23 protein-coding genes are annotated in these 20,067 nt (G+C 72.9%); 9 read left to right on the top strand and 14 right to left on the bottom strand.

All coding sequences use genetic code 11. The annotated features are described in order from the left end of the window. Positions 1-4 precede the first annotated feature (4 nt). On the bottom strand, positions 5-805 hold the full coding sequence (locus VFV67_RS21500) for a CPBP family intramembrane glutamic endopeptidase (RefSeq protein WP_326472374.1): 801 nt from the start codon (positions 803-805) through the stop codon (positions 5-7). A gap of 28 nt (positions 806-833) precedes the next feature. On the opposite strand from VFV67_RS21500, the gene VFV67_RS21505 reads away from it, so the two are divergent. After that, positions 834-1,301 (top strand): PPOX class F420-dependent oxidoreductase, encoded by a 468-nt coding sequence (locus tag VFV67_RS21505; RefSeq protein ID WP_326472375.1) that lies wholly within the window; start codon positions 834-836, stop codon positions 1,299-1,301. Here the strand turns inward: VFV67_RS21505 and map are convergent. Beyond that, on the bottom strand, positions 1,298-2,065 hold the full coding sequence (map, locus tag VFV67_RS21510) for a type I methionyl aminopeptidase (protein WP_326472464.1): 768 nt from the start codon (positions 2,063-2,065) through the stop codon (positions 1,298-1,300). The genes VFV67_RS21505 and map overlap by 4 nt on opposite strands. Before the next feature lie 36 nt (positions 2,066-2,101). Between map and VFV67_RS21515 the strand changes: the two genes are divergently transcribed. Continuing rightward, entirely contained in the window at positions 2,102-2,338 is a 237-nt protein-coding gene (locus VFV67_RS21515; protein WP_326472376.1) for a helix-turn-helix transcriptional regulator, read from the top strand. On the opposite strand, the gene VFV67_RS21520 is transcribed toward VFV67_RS21515, so the two are convergent. From VFV67_RS21520 to VFV67_RS21535, 4 genes are all read right to left on the bottom strand, one after another. Continuing rightward, a complete protein-coding gene (locus VFV67_RS21520; protein WP_326472377.1) occupies positions 2,335-3,072 on the bottom strand; it encodes a DUF2470 domain-containing protein in 738 nt (245 codons plus the stop codon). The genes VFV67_RS21515 and VFV67_RS21520 overlap by 4 nt on opposite strands. A 31-nt stretch (positions 3,073-3,103) precedes the next feature. After that, positions 3,104-4,177, bottom strand: a complete 1,074-nt coding sequence (locus VFV67_RS21525; protein ID WP_326472378.1) for a CapA family protein — start codon at positions 4,175-4,177, stop codon at positions 3,104-3,106. A 77-nt stretch (positions 4,178-4,254) separates the two neighbouring features. After that, positions 4,255-4,680, bottom strand: a complete 426-nt coding sequence (locus VFV67_RS21530; RefSeq protein WP_326472379.1) for a hypothetical protein — start codon at positions 4,678-4,680, stop codon at positions 4,255-4,257. Between the two features lie 68 nt (positions 4,681-4,748). Beyond that, on the bottom strand, positions 4,749-5,930 hold the full coding sequence (locus VFV67_RS21535; protein ID WP_326472380.1) for a homogentisate 1,2-dioxygenase: 1,182 nt from the start codon (positions 5,928-5,930) through the stop codon (positions 4,749-4,751). A 68-nt stretch (positions 5,931-5,998) separates the two neighbouring features. On the opposite strand from VFV67_RS21535, the gene VFV67_RS21540 reads away from it, so the two are divergent. Genes VFV67_RS21540 through VFV67_RS21550 form a run of 3 tightly spaced genes read left to right on the top strand, consistent with a single transcriptional unit; the run spans position 5,999 to position 8,744 of the window. Continuing rightward, the gene (locus tag VFV67_RS21540) at positions 5,999-6,865 is read left to right on the top strand and encodes a hypothetical protein (RefSeq protein WP_326472381.1); all 867 of its coding nucleotides are present in this window, start codon (positions 5,999-6,001) and stop codon (positions 6,863-6,865) included. After that, complete coding sequence (gene fahA, locus VFV67_RS21545; RefSeq protein ID WP_326472382.1) at positions 6,862-8,061, top strand: fumarylacetoacetase; 1,200 nt, start codon at positions 6,862-6,864, stop codon at positions 8,059-8,061. The genes VFV67_RS21540 and fahA overlap by 4 nt, the downstream gene beginning before the upstream one ends. After that, on the top strand, positions 8,061-8,744 hold the full coding sequence (locus VFV67_RS21550; protein ID WP_326472383.1) for a helix-turn-helix domain-containing protein: 684 nt from the start codon (positions 8,061-8,063) through the stop codon (positions 8,742-8,744). Before fahA ends, VFV67_RS21550 begins: the two co-directional genes overlap by 1 nt. 13 nt (positions 8,745-8,757) lie before the next feature. Here the strand turns inward: VFV67_RS21550 and VFV67_RS21555 are convergent, their stop codons facing one another. Together VFV67_RS21555 and VFV67_RS21560 are read right to left on the bottom strand one after the other, a co-directional pair. Continuing rightward, positions 8,758-10,143 (bottom strand): cytochrome P450, encoded by a 1,386-nt coding sequence (locus VFV67_RS21555; RefSeq protein ID WP_326472384.1) that lies wholly within the window; start codon positions 10,141-10,143, stop codon positions 8,758-8,760. Positions 10,144-10,156: 13 nt separating this feature from the next. Beyond that, positions 10,157-10,756, bottom strand: coding sequence for a TMEM165/GDT1 family protein (locus VFV67_RS21560; protein WP_326472385.1), 600 nt, complete (start codon positions 10,754-10,756; stop codon positions 10,157-10,159). Between the two features lie 233 nt (positions 10,757-10,989). Here VFV67_RS21560 and VFV67_RS21565 point away from each other — a divergent pair, with 233 nt between their 5' ends. After that, positions 10,990-12,144 carry a GAF domain-containing sensor histidine kinase gene (locus tag VFV67_RS21565; RefSeq protein ID WP_326472386.1) on the top strand — a complete coding sequence of 385 codons (1,155 nt, stop codon included), beginning with the start codon at positions 10,990-10,992 and terminating at the stop codon, positions 12,142-12,144. A gap of 10 nt (positions 12,145-12,154) precedes the next feature. Here VFV67_RS21565 and VFV67_RS21570 read toward each other — a convergent pair whose 3' ends face one another. The 3 genes from VFV67_RS21570 to VFV67_RS21580 all read right to left on the bottom strand — a co-directional run bounded on the left by VFV67_RS21570 (position 12,155) and on the right by VFV67_RS21580 (position 14,489). Next, positions 12,155-12,790 (bottom strand): response regulator transcription factor, encoded by a 636-nt coding sequence (locus tag VFV67_RS21570; RefSeq protein WP_326472387.1) that lies wholly within the window; start codon positions 12,788-12,790, stop codon positions 12,155-12,157. A gap of 10 nt (positions 12,791-12,800) precedes the next feature. Beyond that, positions 12,801-13,736, bottom strand: coding sequence for a type I pantothenate kinase (coaA, locus tag VFV67_RS21575; protein WP_326472388.1), 936 nt, complete (start codon positions 13,734-13,736; stop codon positions 12,801-12,803). Positions 13,737-13,874: 138 nt separating this feature from the next. Then, entirely contained in the window at positions 13,875-14,489 is a 615-nt protein-coding gene (locus VFV67_RS21580; protein ID WP_326472389.1) for a macro domain-containing protein, read from the bottom strand. 142 nt (positions 14,490-14,631) lie between these two features. Here VFV67_RS21580 and pheA point away from each other — a divergent pair, with 142 nt between their 5' ends. Next, a complete protein-coding gene (gene pheA, locus VFV67_RS21585; RefSeq protein WP_326472390.1) occupies positions 14,632-15,582 on the top strand; it encodes a prephenate dehydratase in 951 nt (316 codons plus the stop codon). On the opposite strand, the gene VFV67_RS21590 is transcribed toward pheA, so the two are convergent. Further along, a complete protein-coding gene (locus tag VFV67_RS21590) occupies positions 15,507-16,298 on the bottom strand; it encodes an arylamine N-acetyltransferase (RefSeq protein WP_326472391.1) in 792 nt (263 codons plus the stop codon). The genes pheA and VFV67_RS21590 overlap by 76 nt on opposite strands. Positions 16,299-16,455: 157 nt before the next feature. On the opposite strand from VFV67_RS21590, the gene VFV67_RS21595 reads away from it, so the two are divergent. Next, positions 16,456-17,115 (top strand): DUF4232 domain-containing protein, encoded by a 660-nt coding sequence (locus VFV67_RS21595; RefSeq protein WP_326472392.1) that lies wholly within the window; start codon positions 16,456-16,458, stop codon positions 17,113-17,115. A 10-nt stretch (positions 17,116-17,125) separates the two neighbouring features. Here VFV67_RS21595 and shbA read toward each other — a convergent pair whose 3' ends face one another. Together shbA and VFV67_RS21605 are read right to left on the bottom strand one after the other, a co-directional pair. Next, entirely contained in the window at positions 17,126-17,797 is a 672-nt protein-coding gene (gene shbA, locus VFV67_RS21600) for an RNA polymerase sigma factor ShbA (RefSeq protein WP_326472393.1), read from the bottom strand. 142 nt (positions 17,798-17,939) lie between these two features. Further along, positions 17,940-19,037: a glutamate--cysteine ligase gene (locus VFV67_RS21605; protein ID WP_326472394.1), complete on the bottom strand. Its 1,098-nt coding sequence runs from the start codon at positions 19,035-19,037 to the stop codon at positions 17,940-17,942. 121 nt (positions 19,038-19,158) lie between these two features. Here VFV67_RS21605 and VFV67_RS21610 point away from each other — a divergent pair, with 121 nt between their 5' ends. Beyond that, on the top strand, positions 19,159-20,067 hold the full coding sequence (locus tag VFV67_RS21610; RefSeq protein ID WP_326472395.1) for a diiron oxygenase: 909 nt from the start codon (positions 19,159-19,161) through the stop codon (positions 20,065-20,067).

The following is a 20,067-nucleotide window of genomic DNA, read 5'->3' on the forward strand; positions in this document are numbered from 1 at the left end:
CCGGTCAGGGCAACCAGGAGATCCGGCCGCGGAGCAGCGCGTAGCCGACGAAGGCCACCACGTCCAGCAGCGTGTGCGCGATGACCAGCGGCCAGAGCCGGTTGGTGCGCTGCCAGACCCGGCCGAACACCAGACCCATCACCAGGTTGCCGGCGAACCCGCCGAACCCCTGGTACAGGTGGTAGGAACCGCGCAGCACGGCCGAGACCAGCAGCGAGCCGTTCTCGCCGAACCCGAGCTGGCGCAGCCGGCTGATCAGGTAGCCGACCACGAGGATCTCCTCGGCCCAGGCGTTGCCGGCCGCGGCGATGCAGAGCGCGACCGGTCGCCACCAGGTGTCGTCCAAGGTGGACGGAAGGACGGCGAGGTTGGCGCCCATCCGGTAGGCGAGGAAGTACAGGGCCAGCCCCGGGATGCCGATCAGCGCGGCCAGTCCGGCCCCGGTGAGCAGATCCCGGCCCGGCCGGTCCCGGTCCAGCCCGAGGCGCCGCGGCCGGATTCCGCCGCGCCACAACAGGTACAGGCCGAGTGCGCCCCAGGCGAACAGCTGGGCGGCGGACAGCAGCTGCTTGAACAGGTCGATCAGGTCGGCGTTGGCCTGCGGCACGTTCAGCGCGACCGCCTGACGGCTCAACGGAACCGGGTTCAGCAGCGAGTCCACAAGGGACAGCAGGCTGCGCGCACCGGACAGGCCGAGCGTCACCGTGAACACGATCACCAGCTCGATCACGATCGCCCGGCGTTCGCGCGGGTCGGTGACCGGCTCCGGCTCGCCGGGACGCTCCGGCCTCAACCAGGCACGCACCCGGCCACGCTACCCGTACGCTCGGTCGGTGCCTCGAAAGATCGCCACGGCCGACGCCGTCGACGCGGCCGCGCTCGCCGAGTTCATCCGCCCCCGCCACCGCGCGATCCTGGTGACCACCCGGGCCGACGGGCGCGCCCAGCTCTCCCCGGTGACCTGCGGCCTGGACACCGCGGGCCGCATCGTCATCGCCACGTATCCGCGGCGGGCCAAGGTGCGCAACCTGCGCCGCGACCCAGCCGTGTCGGTCTGCGTCCTGTCCGACGACTGGAACGGCCCCTGGGTCCAGGTCGACGGCACCGCCGAGGTCCTGGATCTGCCCGACTCCGTGGAGCCGCTGGTCGAGTACTTCCGGGTCATCTCCGGCGAGCACCCGAACTGGGACGAGTACCGCGCGGCCATGCGCGCCCAGGGCAAGTCGCTGATCCGGATCACCATCCAGCGCTGGGGCCCGGTCGCCACCGGCGGCTTCCCGCCGGAACTGGCCGACGGCTAAGGGGCCGTGAGCACCACCGGGCCGGCCTCGGTGACGGCGACGGTGTGCTCGGCGTGCGCGGCCCGGCTGCCGTCCGCCGTGCGCAGCGCCCAGCCGTCCGGGCCGGTGACGAACCGGTCCCGGCCGCCGGCCATGAACATCGGCTCGATCGCGATCACCAGGCCGGGGCGCAGCGGCAGCCCGCGGCCGGGCCGGCCCTCGTTGGGCACCGAGGGGTCCTCGTGCATCCGCCGGCCGACCCCGTGTCCGCCGAAGCCCTGTGGGATGCCGTAGCCGGCTGCCCGGCCGACCTCGCCGACCGCGTGGGACACGTCGCCGAGCCGCGCGCCGGGCGTGGCCGCCGCGACCCCGGCGGCCAGCGCGGCCGCGGTGTCGCCGATCAGGGTGGCGTCCGCCTCGGTCGGCGGCCCGATCGTGAAGCTGATCGCCGAGTCGCCGTGGAACCCGTCGAGGCAGGCGCCGCAGTCGATGCTGACCAGGTCGCCGGTGCGCAGCCGGTAGTCGTCCGGGATGCCGTGCACGATCACGTCGTTGACCGACGTGCAGATCACGCCGGGGAACGGGGTGGGCGCGAAGTGCGGGTGGTAGTTCAGGAACGACGAGGTCGCGCCGGCCCGGCTGATCATCTCGGCGGCGACCGCGTCCAGTTCGAGCAGGGAGACCCCGGGCGCGGCGTGTTCCCGGACCGCGGCCAGTGCGGTGGCCACCACGCGGCCGGCCTCCCGCATCACCGCCAGCTCGGCGTCGTTCTTCAGCTCCACCATGACCGGTATATCTATCACGGTATTAATATTCTCGCCATGGTGCGTCCACCGTTGAGCCAGGCCGACCGGGCCCGCGGTGTCCGGCTCGGTGAACTGCTGCGCGCGGCGCGGGGGGAGCGCACGGCGGTCGAAGTCGCGGCGGCGGCCGGCATCTCGGTCGAGACGCTGCGCAAGATCGAGCATGGCCGAATCCCCACCCCGACCTTCTTCACGGTCGTCGCGATCGCCAGAGCCGTCGAGACGCCGGTCGACGCGTTCTGCGTCGATTCCTAGCGGGTCGCGGCGAGGAACGGGCAGCCGACCAGCCGGCGCAGCTCGGCGGCCAGCTCCGCCTCGGTGCCGATCGGGCGGCTGAACGCCAACCGCACGTCGTGATCGGCCTGCAGGGTCTCCACCCGCAGCCGCAGGCCGTAGCGGTCCAACCCGAGCGGACGGATGTGTCCGCCGCGCAGCCGGTCCGGCAGGTGCCGGGCCAGCATCCCGACCACGTCGGTGTGCGACAGCTCCAGATGCCGCAGCCACCCGGCCTCGTGGCCGTGGAACGGGTCCGGGGTGGCCGCGGTGAACTCGGCGAGCGGCACCGGGTTGGTCCCCTCGGCGTCGGCCAGCACCAGCGAGACCGGCTCCAGCTGCAGCAGTACCGCGCCGTGGCCGAGGTCGAGCAGCCGAGGGTCGGCCCGGCTCTCGGCGACGATCAGGGCGACGTCGCGGGCGGTCGCGCCGTCCAGCACGCGCAGCCAGCCGGTGACCCAGAGCAGGCCCCGGACCGGCTCGCGCAGCGGCACCGGCGCCAGGTCGACGATCTCGGCGAGCACCGCAGACTCGTCCCCGGCGGTCGCGACGATGGGATGGTCCTCGGCGAACAGCACGGTCACGGTGCCGTCCGGGTGAACGTGGTGCAGCAGCGGCGCGATCTTGTCCCCGGACCGCAGCAGGGTGGCCGGTCCGAGCGCGGCGACGGTGCGGGCGCGCTCGGCCGGGCACGGTGCCGGCGGACGAGACGTCATGCGGGTTAGGCTACCCTAATTTTGGCGTAAGTCACCTAGGTGATTCCGCCAACCCGGTGCATTCCCGCAGTCCGGTGAACTTCGCGGTGATCCGCTCCGCCTCCGCCCCGGTCACCGGCATCGGCTGACCGGTCTCCCGGGAGATGTACGCCGGCACCAGTTCGGCCCCGGCGATCTTCTTGTCCCGCACGGTCACCCGCAGCACGCCGGTGTCGTTGGAGTAGGCGTCGTTCCACCACCACAGGAAGTTGCCCAGCCCGTAGGCGACGTAGGTGCGGTCCAGCCAGCCGTCGCCGAGCAGCAGGTGGGCGTGCGTGCCGGCGATCAGGTCCGCCCCGGCCCCGGCCAGCGCCGCGGCGAACGAGCGCATCTCCGCGGTCGGGCAGTCGCTGCCCTCCTTGCCCCAGTGCATGATCACCGCGACCAGGTCGGCCTGCTCCCTTGCCGCCCGCACCGCACGGACCGCCCGGTCGCGGTCCCGGGCGTGTGCGACGCCGGCCCGCTCGTCGGTCGCGGCCCAACTCGCCTCCAGCTCGTGCACCTGGGAGATGCCGAGGAACGCGATCCGGACCCCGTTCGCCTCGGTGATCCACGGCGCCCAGGCGGCGTCGGCGTCCTGGCCGGCGCCCACCGTCGGCACCCCGGCCGAGCGGGCCGCGGCCAGGCTGTCGGCCAGACCCACCCGGCCGTAGTCCAGCACGTGGTTGTTGCCGAGCGACACCAGGTCGATGCCGGCCGCCTTGACCGCGTCGTAGGCCGAGGGCGGCGCCCGGAACAGGTACTTCTTGGGCTCGGCGGTGCCCCGGGTGGTGACCGCCGTCTCCAGGTTGACCACCGCGATGTCCGACCCGGTGAACAGCTCGGCCACCGGCCCGAACGCGCTGGCCGGGTCGTCCAGCAGCTTCGTGGTGCGCTCGGCGAAGTGCACGTCGCCTGCGATGGTCAGCACCACCTCGCCGGGCGTGCGGGCGGCCTGCTCCGCCCCGGTCCGCGGCGCCGCTCTCGGCACCGCCATCGGCTCGTACCGACCGGTCGCCGGGGCCGCGCAGCCGGCCAGCACCCCGGCGAGCAGCAGGGTGACGACACGGGGGACCGGGCGACGCACCGCGCAAGACTAGCGGTGCGTCCACCCGGCCGGGTTGCGAAATCACTCACTTCAGTGCTACTGGGCCGGACTCCCGGTCAGCAGGTCCAGTCGCCCATGTCCACCCGGTTGCGGTACTGGGACGGCACCAGGTACCCGCCGTCGGTGTTCTGGGTGGAGTTGTAGACGGTGAAAAGATAGGTGTGCGACTCGCCGCCCGGATACGGATAGGTGACCTCGTAGAAACGGACCCCGCAGGTCGTGGAGTTCACGTCGACGAAATTGACGGTGTACGAAAGATAAAATCGCCCGTACGCCCGCCGGTAACTGTGGAACGCGCCGTACCGCGGGCCCATCCCGGCCGGTGGCGGCTCGTAGATGCAGACCCCGCCGTCCTTCCCGCTCACCGGCGGAAATCCCGGGCAGCCGTATACCAGTGGCCCCACCGGGTCCGCCTGGGCGGGCGGGGTGACCATCAGAATTCCGCCGACGAGCACGAAGAGCACGCCAAATAAACGCCGCATCGCGTGTTGCCCCCAATACCCAGTTTCAGTCTGCGTGGATTCGCAGTTCCCTCAGACTAGTCCCAAGGTCAACTCCAGTCCGGGCCGCGCCGCGCCCAGGTCCAGGCGTAGCGGGGGTCCTCGCAGGCGTCTGCCGCCTCGCCGAGGTCCAGCGGCCGGAAGGTGTCCACCATGACCGCGGTCTCGTCGAAGTACTCGGCGCCGATCGAGGCCTCGGCCGCGCCCGGCTGCGGGCCGTGCGTGAACCCGGCCGGGTGCAGCGACAGCGAGCCGATGCCGATCCCACTGCCCTTGCGCGCCTCGTAGTTGCCGCCGACGTAGAACATCAGCTCGTCGGAGTCGACGTTGGCGTGGTTGTACGGCACCGGGATGGCGTCCGGGTGGTAGTCGACCTTGCGCGGGCAGAACGAGCAGACCACGAAGTTGGGCCCCTCGAACGTCTGGTGCACCGGCGGCGGCTGGTGCACCCGCCCGGTGATCGGCTCGAAGTCGCGGATGTTGAACACCCACGGGTACAGGCAGCCGTCCCAGCCGACCACGTCGAACGGGTGGTTGGCGTACGTGTAGCGGGTCAGCCCGGCCCGGTGCCGGACCAGCACGTCGACGTCCTCGCCGTCCACCAGCAGCGGCTCGACCGGGCCGCGCAGGTCGCGCTCGCAGTACGGGGCGTGCTCGAGGAACTGGCCCTTGGTCGACAGGTACCGCCGGGGCGGCCCGATGTGCCCGGTCGCCTCCAGGATCAGCAGCCGCAGCTCGCCGTGCGGCACCACCCGGTACGTGGTCGAGGTCGGCAGCACCACGTAGTCGCCGTCGGCCACCTCAAGCGCGCCGTAGACGGTCTCCAGCACCCCGGCGCCGCCCTGCACGTAGAGCAGCTCGTCGCCGGCCGCGTTGCGGTACAGCGGGCTGGGCGTGGTGGCGGCGGCGAACGCGATCGTCACGTCGGCGTTGCCGAACAGGGTGCGCCGGCCGGTCACGGCGTCCACGTCGGCCGGGGCCTCCCACTTGAGGTCCTGGCTGCGGAAGTGCCGCGGCTTGAGCGGGTGGTTGGCGGTGAGCCGGCCGCGGGAGTCCGGCATGGCCCTGGCGTTCACGATCGCGGTCGGCAGGAACCGGTGGTACAGCAGAGCCGAGTCGGACGAGAAACCCTCGACTCCCATGAGCTCTTCGGCGTAGAGGCTGCCGGCCGGTGAGCGGAACTGAGTATGCCTCTTACGGGGTATCTCACCGACCCGTCGGTAGTAAGGCATGGGTCCTCCAGGCGTCCGATAATCGGACACCTTTGTTCAGTTGGCGATACAGCACTAGCGTGTCAGCCGTGTCAAGCGCCGCCTCGCTCCCTGCGCCCCGTCACCGCGGCATTCCGCCCCTGCTCGCCCGGCTCGTCGACGATGCCGCACTGTTCCCCCCGGGCAGTGCCAGCATGCCCGACGCCGTGCGGTTGCACCTGGAGGGACGGACCGGCCGGCATGCCGGACTGCTCGGCCTGTTCCTGTGTCCGGCCTCCCGGCTGCCCGAGCTGATCACCGAGCTGATCAAGGTGAAACCGGTCAAGCCGGTGGCCCTGTCGCTGGTGATCGACACCGGGCTCGGCGGGGTGCCCAAGGCGCTGTCCATCGTCGAGTCCCGGGTCGAGCTGCTCGCCCTGCGGATGGTGGAGATGCCGGCGCCGTCCGACGTGGACGAGGTGTGGCTGGAGCGGGTGAGCGAGTTCGTGCCCGAGGACGTGGTCCGGGTGATCGAGCCGCGCCGCGGCGGGCTGGCCTGGTTGGACGGCATCCAGCGCGTGGTCGAGCACGGCAGCTGGCCGAAGCTGCGCTGCGGCGGCTTGTCCGCGCAGAACTTCCCGAGCATCGAGGAGGTCACCGACTTCCTGTCGGTGATCAACGAGGGCGGCGCGTCGTTCAAGGCGACGGCCGGCCTGCACCACGCGGTGCGCGGTCCCGATCCGGACACCGGCTTCACCCACCACGGCTTCCTGAACCTGCTGGTCGCCACCGCCCGGATGCAGGCGGGCGGCGACGTGCACGAGGCGCTGGCGATGACCGACAGCGCGGCGTTGGCCGAGGAGGCCGCCGCCCTATCCGACCAGGCCCAGCACTCCGCGCGTGGCGTGTTCGCCTCCTACGGCTCGTGTTCGCTCACCGATCCGATCGACGACCTGGAGCAGTTGGGACTGCTATGACCTGGGTGGACGACCCCGAGTTCGCCGCCGACAAGCCGTTCGGCCCGCAGACGTTGCCCTACGGGGTGGTCGACGCCGGCGACGGCCCGCAGGTCGCGATCCGGCTCGGCGACCATGCCCTGCCGCTGCGCTCGATCGAGGCCTCGCTCGGCGACGAGCTGTCCGCCGTGCTCTGGGCCGGCTCGCTCGATCCGCTGCTGGCCGCCGGCCGCCCGGTCTGGTCCGCGCTGCGCGCCCGGCTGCGCGACCTGGTCACCGCCACCGCGGCCCCGCGCGGCGCCACCCTGTTGCCGCTGGCCGACGTGCGCCTGCCGCTGCCGTTCACCGTCGGCGACTACGTGGACTTCTACTCCTCCCGGCACCACGCCGAGAACGTCGGCCGGATCCTGCGGCCGAACGGCGAGGCGCTGGTGCCGAACTGGACCCACATGCCGATCGGCTACCACGGCCGGTCCGGCACCGTGGTGGTGTCCGGCACCGACATCGAGCGGCCGCACGGCCAGCGCCGCGGCACCGACGGCCCGCGGTTCGGCCCCACCGAGCGGCTCGACGTCGAGGCCGAGGTGGGCTTCGTGTGCGGCGGTGCGCTGGCCCGCCGGGTGCCGGTGACCGCGGCCGCCGACCACATCTTCGGGGTGGCGCTGGTCAACGACTGGTCCGCGCGCGACGTCCAGGGCTGGGAGTACCAGCCGCTCGGGCCGTTCCTCGGCAAGTCGTTCGCCACCTCGATCGCCGCCTGGATCACTCCCCTGGACGCCTTGGCCGTTGCCCGGGTGCCGGTGGTCGAGCCGGACCATCCCCGGCTCGACTACCTGGTCGAGGACCAGCCGTGGGGCCTCGACCTCGACCTGATGATCGAGTGGAACGGCACCGTGGTGTCCCGGCCCCGGTTCGCCGACATGTCCTACTCGTGCGCCCAGCAGCTGGCCCACATGACCGTGAACGGCGCGACCGTGCGGCCCGGTGACCTGTTCGCCTCCGGCACCGTGTCCGGCCCGGAGCGGGCCCAGCGCGGCTGCTTCCTCGAGCTGTCCTGGGGCGGCCGGGAGCCGGTCGAGCTGGCCGGCGGCGAGCGGCGGACCTTCCTCGAGGACGGCGACACGGTGGTGATCACCGGCACCGCACCCGGCGAGGACGGCTCGGTGGTCGGGTTCGCCGAGGTCGCCGGCACGGTCGTCCCGGCGCGGGAAACCTGATGGGCCGGCCGGTCCGATCGATGCAGTCCGGATCGCCGGGTGCGTCCCGGGCGGCCGGCAAGGAGAGCTCGCTGACCCTGGACCGGGGGCTGGCGCTGCTGCAGGCGGTGGCCGACTCGGACTCCGACGCGCCCACGATCAGCGACCTGGCCGCGACCATCGGCGCCAGCCGGGCGGCGGTCTACCGGCTGCTGGTCCCGCTGCAGGATCGCGGCCTGGTCCGCCGGGAGGGCTCCCGGGTCCGGCTCGGGCTCGGCCTGCTCCGGCTGGCCGCCAAGGTCGCCCCGCAGCTGCGCTACGCCGCGCTGCCGGCGCTGCGCGAGCTGGCCGAGAAGGTCGGGGCGACCGCGCACCTGACCGTGGCCGACGGCGACGAGGCCCAGGCGGTGGCCGTGGTGGAGCCGTCCTGGACCACCTACCACGTGTCCTACCGGGTGGGCGCCCGGCACTCGCTGCGCCGCGGGGCGGCCGGCAAGGCGATCGGGCTGCGGCAGGGCGGTCCTGGCTGGGTGGGCACCACCGGCGAACTGCAGACCGGGGCGCACGGCATCGCCGCCCCGGTGCGCGGTGTCACCGGCCTGCGGGCCAGCGTCGGCGTGGTCACCATGGAGCCGCTGGACGCCGACCTGGTCGGCCCCCAGGTGGTGGGCGCGGCCGCGGCGGTCGCCGCCGCGTTGCGCTGACGCCGGCCGGAAATCACCGCGGGTGCACGGTCATCGGGATCGCCCCGTCGGGTCGTAACGTGACCGACGGCCGGGGCACCGGCCGGGCGCCCGGCACCAGGTCGCAGCGGAACCGTTGGGTGATGGCCGCGAGCAGCAGGATCGCCTCCAGGGTGGCGAACCCGGAGCCGACGCACTGCCGCCGGCCGCCGCCGAACGGCAGGTAGGCGAACCGGTGCCGGCCCGCCGACGCGGCCGGCAGGAACCGGCCCGGGTCGAAGACCTCCGGGTTGGGCCAGTGCTCGGGGTTGCGATGCACCAGGTAGGGCGCGGTGATCACGATGCTGCCGGGCGGGATCCGGAGCGAGCCGAGCGCGTCGTCGGCCACCGGCTGGCGCTCGATGATCCACGCCGGCGGGTAGAGCCGCATCGACTCGGACACCACGGCCGAGGTCCACTCCAGCTTGTCCGCATCCTCGGTGGCCGGCGGGCGCCCGGCCAGCACCTCGTCCACCTCGGCCGCCAGCCGGTCCCGGGCCTCGGGATGGGTGGAGAGCAGGAAGAGCGTCCAGGCCAGCGCGTTGGCCGTGGTCTCGTGCCCGGCGAGCATGAACGTCATCAGCTCGTCGCGCACCTGCTGCTCGGTCATGTCGCCGTCCCCTCGCGGCCGCGCCGGCTCGGCGGCGGGGGACTCGTCCCGGGCGGACAGCAGCATGTCCAGCAGGTCGGCCGGCCGGTCGACGGGCGGTTCGGCGCGCCGGGCGGCGATGATCCGGTCCACCACCTCGCGCAGGTGCGTCTCGGCCCGCCAGGCCCGGCGCCGGCTCGGCGTCGGCCACCGCTCGAAGTTCGGCACCAGCCAGAACAGCGGGTTGCGCACCACCCGCATGTAGGCGACCAGCACGGTCTCCAGCGCGGGTGCCATCCCGCCGGCCTCGCCGGTCAGGTCCGAGCTGAACAGCGTGCGGCCCACCACGTCCAGGGTCAACGCGCTCATCTGCCCGGCCATGTCGAACACGGTGTCCGGCGGCGCGGCGGCCCACCCGGACAGCATGTCCGCCGCGGCGCCGAGCATGGCCGGCCCGAACCCGAGCAGGTTGCGCCGGGCGAACATCGGTTGGACCAGCCGGCGCTGCCGGGCCCAGCCGTCCCCCTCGTTGGTCAGCAGCCCGTCGCCGAGCAACTCCTTGAGCGGCCGGTAGGTCGGCGCCTTGACGTAGTTGCCCTGGTTCGCCACCAGCACGTGGGCGACGTCGTCCGGCCGGGCCAGGACGAACACCAGGTGCCCGCCGACCGACGGCACCCGGACCCGGTCGCCGTACTCGGCCATCAGGCTGGTCAGCAGGCCGAGCGGGTCCCGCTGCAACCGCGGGAGCAGAGCCAGCGCGGCCCGGCCGCGCGGTCCCGGAGTCGCGTCCATGCCCCCAACCTACTCATCCGTAAACAACTTGCCAGAGGGCGAGCAGGGCGAACCCGGCGAACACGAAACCGGCGATCCGCTGGATCAGGCGCGGCCGGATCCGACCCCGGATCCGGCCGCCGAGCAGCACCGCGATCCCGGCCACGGTGGTCAGCGCCAGCCAGCCGCCGAGGCCGACCGCGACCGGCGCGGAGAACCGGGCGGTCAGCCCGGCGATGGCGAACTGGGACGCGTCCCCCCACTCCGCCGCGAACAGCACCCCGAACGAGGTCAGCGCCGCGCGGACGAACGACACCGCCGCCGGCCCGCCGCCGGCTTCGACCCCCTCGTCCGGATCGTGACCGAAGCCCTCGCGCAGCAGCAGGACCGCGCCCAGCCCGAACAGCACCGCCACCACCCCGGCCACCACCCGCTCGGGCAGCAGGGTGAGCACCGAGCCGAACCCGGCGGCGATCACGCACTGCACCGCGAACGCGCAGGTGACGCCGACGAACACCGGCAGACCGCGGTACCGGGTGGTGAGGATCAGCGTGGCCACCATGGTCTTGTCCGGCAGCTCGACCACGAACACCAGCGCGAACGCCGTGCCGAACGCGAGCAGCGCCGAGTCCATGATCCCGACAATAGTTTGGGACCTAGGTCCCGACCGGACAGGACCGCAAGACCTGCCCCGGCGGCACCCGACCGGGCACAGTGGAGCTCAACCAGGAACCACCCCGGTCCACACGAGACAGACGGCCCCGGCCGGGATCCACCCGCCTAACCGTCCGGGGGGAGGCGCCCGGCGCGCCGTTTCGGGCACAAGACCCGGCGCGCTGGGCGTCGTCCTACGCTGGGATGCGCATCATGGATTCCACGCTGGCCGCCCGCACGCTCGGCGCGTCGACCGAGATCACCACCGCGGCACTGTCCGGGGAGGACCCGGACGCGGTGCTGCGTCTGGTGGTGCGCCGCGCGGCCGAGCTGGCCGGGGCCGATCTCGGGCTGGTGATGGCCAGGGCCGGCGACGGCTCACTCACCGTCGAGGCCGCGCACGGCGCCGACGAGCCGGCCAACCTGCCGGACCCGTTCGAGCCGGTCGGACTGGTGCTCTCGGCCCGCTCGGCGGCCGCCAGGGTGGCCCGCAGCGGGATCCCGATCGTGGTCGACGACGTCGTCACCGACCCGCGCACCGCTCCGTTCGTGCCACGGGAGCTGCGCCGCTACGGTCCGTTCGCCGCGGCTCCGTTCGGCACCCGGGAGCGCAGGCTGGGCGCGCTGACCGTCTACCGGCGGCGCGGCGGCGCCCCGTTCACCCCGGCCACGGTGGAGATGCTGACCGCGTTCGCCGCGCAGGCCGGCCTGGTGCTGGTGCTCGCCGAGGGCACCCTGGCCCGGGAGCAGATCGGGCTGTACGAGGAGCGCGCCCGGATCGCCCGCGATCTGCACGACGTGATCGTGCAGCGGCTCTACGCCGCCGGCATGCAACTGGACCTGCTGGCCCGCCGCCCGGCGCGCAAGCTGGCCCGGCCGGACACCATGCGACTGGCCGAGGCGATCGACCTGCTGGACGCCACCATCGCCGACGTCCGCGCCGTGGTCCGCACGCTGCGCAACCCCGACCCGGCCCCGGTCACCCCGGCCGACCTGGCCGAGTCGGCCCGGCTGGAGGTGGGCACGGCCGGCGAGCTGCTCGGTTTCGAGCCGTCCTTCGAGGTGCTCGGCAACCTGGCCGACGTTCCGGTGTCGGTGGCCGACCACGCCCGGGCCGCGTTACGCGAGGCGTTGTCCAACGTGGTCCGGCACTCCGGCGCACACACGGTCGGCGTCCGGCTGCGGCGCGACGCGGCCGGCCTCGAGCTGACCGTCGTCGACGACGGCTGCGGCATTCCCCGCGGGGTCACCCGGCGCGGCCTCGAGCACCTGGAGCAGCGGGCCGAACAGGCCGGCGGGCACTGCCGGGTCTCCTCGTCGCCGCGCACCGGGACCACGGTCTCCTGGCGGGTTCCGCTGCCCGATTAGGATCGCCGGCTCAGGACTGACCGGACCGGCGCGCCACCCAGGCCACCGCCTGGGTGCGCCGCTCCATCCCGAGTTTGGCCAGCACCGAGGTCACGTAGTTCTTCACGGTCTTCTCGGCCAGGAACAGCCGGGCCCCGATCTCCCGGTTGGACAGGCCCTCGCCCATCAACGTCAGCACGTCGCGCTCCCGCTCGGTCAGCACGGCCAGCTCGTCCGTCTCGGCCGACCGGCGCATCCGCTCGAGCAGGTGCGCGGTGGTGACCGGGTCGAGCAGCGAGCGCCCGCCGGCCACCTCGCGGATCGCGTGCACCACGTCCTGGCCGCGGACCTGCTTGAGCAGGTAGCCGGACGCCCCGGCCATGATCGCCTCGAGCAGCGCCTGCTCGTCGTCGAACGCGGTGAGCACCAGGCAGTACGGCGGCTGCTCGAGCGCGCGCAGCGCCCGGCACAGCTCGACGCCGTCGCCGTCGGGCAGCCGCACGTCCACCACCGCGACGTGCGGCCGGGTCGCCGGGGTCCGGGCCAGCGCCTCGGTCGCGGTGCCCGCCTCGGCCACGACCTCGATATCCGGCTCGGAGTTCAGCAGGTCGCGCAGCCCACGCCGGACGATCTCGTGATCGTCGACCAGTAGTACCCGGATGCCCACGTCGACCAGCCTAAAGCTTGCGCAGCCGGACCCGGCTGATCCGGTGGTCGGCGTCCTTGCGCAGGACCAGCGTGGCTCGCGGCCGGGTGGGCAGGATGTTGGTGACCAGGTTCGGCTCGTTGATCCGCTTCCACAGCCGGATCGCTTCGGCCCGGGCGTCGTCGTCGGTCAGCGTCGCGTAGTGGTGGAAGTGCGAGGTCGGGTCGGCGAACGCGGTGCCGCGCAGGGCCAGGAACCGCTCCACGTACCAGCCGGCGATGTCCTCGGTGTGCGCGTCGACGTAGACCGAGAAGTCGAACAGGTCCGAAACGGCCAGCCGAGGCCCGGGCTGAAGCACGTTGAGCCCCTCGATGATCAGGATGTCCGGCCGGCGCACCACCGTGGTCTCGCCCGGCACGATGTCGTAGGCCAGATGCGAGTACACCGGCGCGCGCACCTCGTCGGCGCCGGACTTCACCTCGCTGACGAACCGGAGCAGCGCCCGGCGGTCGTAGCTCTCCGGGAAGCCCTTGCGGCTCATCAGCCCGCGGCGCACCAGCTCGGCCCTCGGGTAGAGGAAGCCGTCGGTGGTGATCAGGTCCACGCGCGGATGGTCCGGCCACCGGGCCAGCAGCGTGCGCAGCAGCCGCGCCGTGGTGGACTTGCCGACCGCGACGCTGCCGGCGATCCCGATCACGAACGGCACCTTCTCGGTCTCGTCCTCGCCGAGGAACGCCGTGGTCGCCTCGTACAGCCGTTGCCGGGCCTCGACCTGCAGGCTGATCAGCCGGGACAGCGGCAGGTAGACGTCCACCACCTCGTCCAGGTCCACCGGATCGCCCAGCCCGCGCAACGCGACCAGCTCGTCGAGGGTGAGCGTGAGCGGCGTGGCGTGCCGCAGCTCCCGCCACTGCTCCCGGCGCAGCTCCACATAGGGAGTCAGCTCCCGCACGCGTAAGGAACCCACCGGACAAACGTAGGGGCTCATGGCACGGTTGCGCTGTGAGCCTGTGCACGATCCGGCCGATCGGCGCGGACGGCGTCCCGAGCCGCGACGAGCTGGACCAGGAGCTGGCTGTCTGACGGCTCGACCAACCGGCCGAACCTAGTCCCGACCGAGCACCTCGTCCCAGGCGGCGATGACCTGGCGGGCGCAGGTCTGCGGGGAGACGCCGCCGGTGCCGGTGCCCATGCCGGGCAGCGCGATGGTGCGCACGGCCGCGCGCACCGGGTCGCCGTCCTCGAGGGTGCCGTCCCGCCACAGCCGCAGCACCGCCCGGGTGGCCAGGAACGGGTGCACGGTGTCCGGCGGGAGCTGCTCGCCGGGCTGGCGCACGGTCGGCGCGATGATCAGCCACTCGGGCGCCGGCACGCCGGTGGGCACGATCAGCGCCTCGCCGACCGGCAGCTCGCCGCCGTGGTAGGCCAGCACGGCGCTGCGCACGTGCTGCTCGACGGCCGGGAAAGCCTGCCCGTACACGGCGTTGACGCCGCCGCGCATCCAGCCGAACGAGTTCGCCGGGCTCACCACGGCGTCGACCGGCACGTCGAGCACCGAGCCGCGGTGTACCCGGACGTCGGGACGCCCGTCGGCGGCGGTGTCCCAGGCCTCGGCGAGCGGCTCGCTCACTGCGCACAACACGAGCGCCGGCCGGGCCGGTTCGGGGTGGGGATTGGTTGCCGTGTCAGCCTCCGGATCGGCGGTCACGACCTGAAGCATCGCACTTGTGGGTTATCCGGCGTATCCACCGTTCGGTGACTCGTAACCGGAGATCAGAAGCCTATTGCCGGCAGGTGTCCAATGGTGATCATCCGGCCATCCCCGGCGTGTCGCCAGGGTGACCGCTGCGTAGGGTTTGCCCATGCCGCCCATCGCCTACCTGGGGCCGCAGGGAACCTTCGCCGAGCAGGCCGCGCGCGCGTTCGCCGAGCGGGCCGGCGGCGGGCACGAGCTCGTCCCGGTGGCCACCGTGCAGCTGGCCCTCGCCGCGGTGCGGGGCGGGGACACCGAGCTGGGCTGCGTGCCGGTGGAGAACTCGGTCGAGGGCGCGGTCGGCCCGACCATGGACGGTCTCGCGGTCGGCTCGCCGCTGGTGGCGGTGGCCGAGGTGGTGCTGCCGGTGGCGTTCTCGGTGCTGGTCCGGCCGGGCACCGCCGCGGCCGAGGTGCGCACGGTGGCCAGCCATCCGCACGCCCTGGCCCAGGTGCAGGGCTGGCTGGACGAGCACCTGCCGCAGGCGCGGGCGCAGGCCACGACGTCCACCTCGGCGGCCGCGGTCGGGGTGGCCGGCGGCGAGTTCGACGCGGCGGTGACCGCGCCGGTGGCGGCCGTGCACTACCCGCTGGACGCCCTGGCCATCGGCGTTGCCGACGTGGCCGATGCGGTGACCCGGTTCTTCGTGGTGCGCCGGCCGGGCATCATCCCGGAGCCGACCGGCGCGGACCGCACCTCGGTGGTGGCGGTGGCCGAGCGGAACCGGACCGGGGTGCTCGCCGAGATGCTCACCGAGCTGGCGCTGCGCGGGATCAACCTGTCCCGGATCGAGTCCCGGCCGCTCAAGGGCCTGCTCGGCGAGTACCGGTTCTATCTGGACTTCGACGGGCACGTCGCCGAGCAGCGGGTCAGCGACGCCCTGACCGCGCTGCACCGGCGCTGCCGCGAGCTGCGGTTTCTGGGTTCGTACCCGCGCGCGGACGGCGTGCCGACCAGCGTGGAGCCGGGCAACACCGAGGCCGCCTACTCGGCCGCGGCGAGCTGGGTGGCCGGGTTGCGCGGCACCCGGTCCAGCGTGAACCCGAACTCCGCCCGGTAGGCGGCCAGCACCGCCGCGTCGTCCTCGAGCACGGTCTCGGTGCGGTGCGCGCCCTCGGTGCGGATGAGTCGGTTCCCGGCCAGCGTGATCCGGCCGTCCGGGGTCGCCATCGAGCAGGTGGGTCCGGCGGTGAAGTGTGAGGTCGGCGAGGTCTGGTGCCACCAGCAGCCGGCGCGGAAGTCGTCGAGGGTGCGCGGCCGCCGTTCCAGCCGGTACTGCGGCTCACCGTCGCGCAGCACGTCGACGTCCCCGGTCGGGGCGTCCAGCACCAGGAACGTGCCGTCCGGGTCGGCCTGCGGGTCCGGCCAGTCCAGCCGCAGCGGGTGCCGGGTGTGCCGGCCGAACCCCACGTCGGCCAGCCACCGCTCATCCAGTTCGACCAGCAGGACGAGATGGTCGAACGGCACGCCGAGGGTCCCGTCGGGCCCGATGGTGCGCGCGGCCAGCCGGGTCACCCGGAAGCCGAGCGCCTCGAGCAGTGCGCCGAACGCGCCGTTGAGCTCGTAGCAGAACCCGCCGCGGCGCCGCCGGATGATCTTGTCGAGCAGCGCGTCCTCGTCCAGGGTGATGGGCTCGTCGAGGTGGATGCCGAGGTTCTCGAACGGCACGGTGGTCAGGTGCCGGGCGTGCAGCTCGCGCAGCAGCCGGGCGTCCGGCGGACCGGCCGGACCGGCGCCGATCCGGCGCAGGTAGGCCGCCACGGTCTGGTGATCCATGCCGCCACTCTGCATGCTCGACCTAGGTCGAGGTCAACCCGCTCGGGTGCTTTCTTGACATGGCCGGGATGGTTTTCGTGAAGAGGCAACCTCACCGCCGGCTCGTCCGTCCCTCAAATACAGCGGTTGATGGAAACGTCGGGGATGCGAGGAAGCCATGAAGCGAAGCCGGGTGCTCGTCGTGGCCGCCGTGGTGGCCACCGGTTGTGCGGGGTGCACAGGTGACGTCGGCGGAGGTCCGGCCGCCCCGGAAGTCCCGACCTTCGCGTCCTCGACCGGGGCCGCGCTACCGCCGCCGGTCTCCGGCCCGGTGTCGGAGTCGGTGTCGGCGAGTGCTCCGGCGCCGCCCGCCCCGCCGGCCGAGCAGCCCGAGCCGATCGCCGGCCCGGACGAGTGCCGGTCGACCGAGCTGAAGCTCTCCCTCGGCCAGGGCGACGCCGCGGCCGGCACTGCGTACCGCCCGCTGCGGTTCACCAACGCCGGCGCGCGGACCTGCACGATCCAGGGCTTCCCCGGGGTGTCCTACGTGACCGGCGACGACGGCCACCAGGTCGGCCCGGCCGCGTTCCGGGTGGGCAGCAAGGGCGCGGCGGTCGCGCTCGCCCCCGGGGTGACCGCCAACGCGCCGGTCGGGTTCATCCAGGTGCGCAACTTCGACCCGGCCGTCTGCCGGCCGACGCCGGTGCGCGGGCTGCGGGTGTACCCGCCGCACGAGACCGCGTCGCTGTTCGTGCCGATGGACGGGCTCGGCTGTGCCGGCACGCCGCCGGACCACCAACTGCTGGTGAAGACCGTGCAGGCCGGCGCGGGCGCCTGAGCCCGGGGGGCTACTGCGCCGCCCGGACCGGCCGGCGCACGGTGCGGCGCAGCCGGTTCAGTGCCCGGTGCTGGGCGACCCGGACCGCGTCCGCGGTGGTGCCCACCATGTCGGCGGTCTCCTGGGCGGACAGGCCGAGCACGATCCGCATGATCAGGATGTCGCGCTGGCGCGGGGTGAGCGTGCGCAGCAGCACGCCGGTGCGCTCGACCAGCTCGCGGCGCAGGGTGATCTGCTCCGGGTCCTCTTCGACGGTCAGGATGTCCGGCGTCTCGGACGTCGGCTGGGAGCGGTCCCGGGCCGCCGCCCGGTGCACGTCGGCCACCTTGTGCGCGGCGATGCCGTAGACGAACGACAGGAACGGCCGGCCGAGCTGACGGTAGGTGGGCAGCGCGCGGAACACCGCGAGGCACACCTCCTGGGCCACGTCGTCGGCGGCCACGAACGCCCGCTGGACCCGGCCCAGCTTGGTGCGGCAGTACCGGACGATGATCGGGCGGAGGAAGGCGAGCAGGTCCTCGGCGGCCAGCGGGTCGCCGTCAACGGCGGCGGCTACCACAATGTCGAGGTTGCTCCGGTCCACCGTCCGCGGACGGGGCAGCACCGGGGTGCGGCGGTTCGGTACATCCCAGCTGGCTTCGAGCTCGGCCAGATCAACCTCTGGCTCGACGGTGCACAACATGCGAACGCCTCCCGCGCCGGTTCCACTGCTCCAAGAGAGCACGGGCGGGGGGTCCAAATACGTGCTTGCGGGATTTGCATCCCGGACGACCCAACTTGCTGCCCCATTGGGCATATGCCCTGTACACGCCGTATGCGCGCGGTCACCCGGTGCCGAACGGCAGCAGCGCCCGGCTGGCCATCTCGTCGACGACGTCGGTCAGCCGGTGCCGCCGTTCGTAGGCCGCGCGCTGCCGGTCGGCGCCGCCGCCGTGCTCGGCCAGCCAGCCGAGCATCGTGTCCACAAAGGACAGTTCACCGGTGCGCTTGAGGTCGACCGCGGCCCGGTCGCGCAGGTCGCGCAGGATCTGGTGCACCGGCCGCAGGTCGCCGGTGCGCGGGTCCGGGCACTTGCCGGACAGCCCGTCCCTGGCGGCCCGCCACAGGCCGGCGCGCACCACCTCGTGCGGCAGCCGCGGCGCCGGCCGGTTGTGCTCGAGCGCCAGGTGCACCAGGGACCGCACCAGCACCCCGTACAGCGCCGCCTCCTCGGCGGTGCCGGCGGTGTCGCAGACCCGGATCTCCAGCGTCGGCTGGTGCTCGGACGGGCGGATGTCCCAGTAGACCATCTTGCGGTCGAGCATCGCCTCGGTGCGCAGCATGCCCTGCACGATCGACTCGTAGTGGTCGACCGACTCCAGGTAGGGCGGCGGTCCCGCGGTCGGCCAGCGGGCCCAGAGCAGATAGCGGGCGCTGGCGTAGCCGCTCATCCCGCTGCCGTCGAACGGCGAGTTGCCGGACAGCGCGAGCAGCGCCGGAAGCCAGGGCCGCAGGTGGTTGCTCACCCGCAGCGCGGTCGCCCGGTCGTCGATGCCGACGTGCACGTGGCAGCCGCAGGTCGGTCCGGTGAACACCAGCCCGCCGAGGTGGTGGGCCATGCGCAGGTAGCGCGGGTCCGGGGCGATCACCGGCCGGTCTGGTTCGGCGCGCAGCGGGGTGCTGGTGGGCAGCAGCCTGGCCGCGCGCCGGCTGGCCCCGTCGGCCAACCGCTCGCGCAGCCCGCGCAGGTCGGCCACCAACGCGTCGGCGTGCCGGTGCGGCTCGCTTGCCGACTCGATCTGGCAGCGCAGCAGCTCCGCCTGCAGGTCGGCGCCGGTGTGGTCGGCCTCGTCCAGCGTCTCGGGCGCCTGCTGGGTGAGGAATCCGTTCCGGTCGACGAGGAAGAACTCTTCCTCCACCCCAACGGTCAGCTCGGTGGTCACGGCGCCGGTATTCCCGGCGACGATCCGTTCTACACGGGTCCCGGCTCTTGACAGCGGCGACGCGGTTGTTGCAACCTGAGGTAACTGTTACGGCAAGTAACACACAGCGGGAGGCTCTGTCATGGCTCGGGCGCTGCAACCGAAGGACCGCGAGACCACCGCGGCCCGGCTCCTGGACTCGTCGGTGCGCAACTCCTACGACCCGCAACTCGACATCGACTGGGACGCGCCGAGCGAGCCGGGCAAGATCTATCTGCCACCCGAGCGGGTTTCCTTGTACGGCACCGAGTTGTGGGGCGAACTGAGCCCTGAGCAGCAGACCGAGCTGGCCAAGCACGAGCTGGGCAGCATCGCCAGTGTGGGGCTGTGGACCGAGATCGTGCTGATGCAGCTGCTCGCCCGCTACGCCGAGAACCTCGACCCGCGCACCGCGCACGCCCAGTACGCGCTCACCGAGATCGGCGACGAGACCCGCCACTCGATCATGTTCGGCAAGACGCTGACCCGGTTCGGCGTGCCGGCCTACGGACCGCCCCAGCTGGTGCGCCGGCTGTCCCCGCTGTTCAAGAACGTGGTCGGCGGCGCGTCGATGTTCGCCTCGGTACTGGTGGTCGAGGAGATGACCGACCGGCTGCAGCGGGCCACCATGGACGACGACGGCGTTCAGCCGCTGGTCCGCATGGTCAACCGGATCCACGTGATCGAGGAGGCCCGGCACGTCCGGTACGCCCGCGAGGAGCTGGTCCGCGAGCTGGCCACGGTCCGCGGGCCGATGCTCGAGGTGCACCGCGCGGTCACCGCCGTGGTCGCGTTCACCGTCGCCGACATCCTGATCAACCCGGCGGTGTACGCGGCCGTCGGCATCGATCCGCGGGTCGGCCGGGCGGCCGCGCTGGCCAACCCCGCGCAGCACGCCACCCGGGCCTGGATGGCCGAGAAGGTGGTCGACTTCCTCACCGAGGTCGGCATGATCGGCGGCCCGAGCCGGTCGCTGTGGCGGCGGGCAAAATTGCTTTCCCACCCCGTTTAA

The sequence above is a fragment of the Actinophytocola sp. genome, assembly GCF_035762905.1.
In the GTDB taxonomy this organism is placed as follows: Bacteria; Actinomycetota; Actinomycetes; order Mycobacteriales; family Pseudonocardiaceae; genus DASYTH01.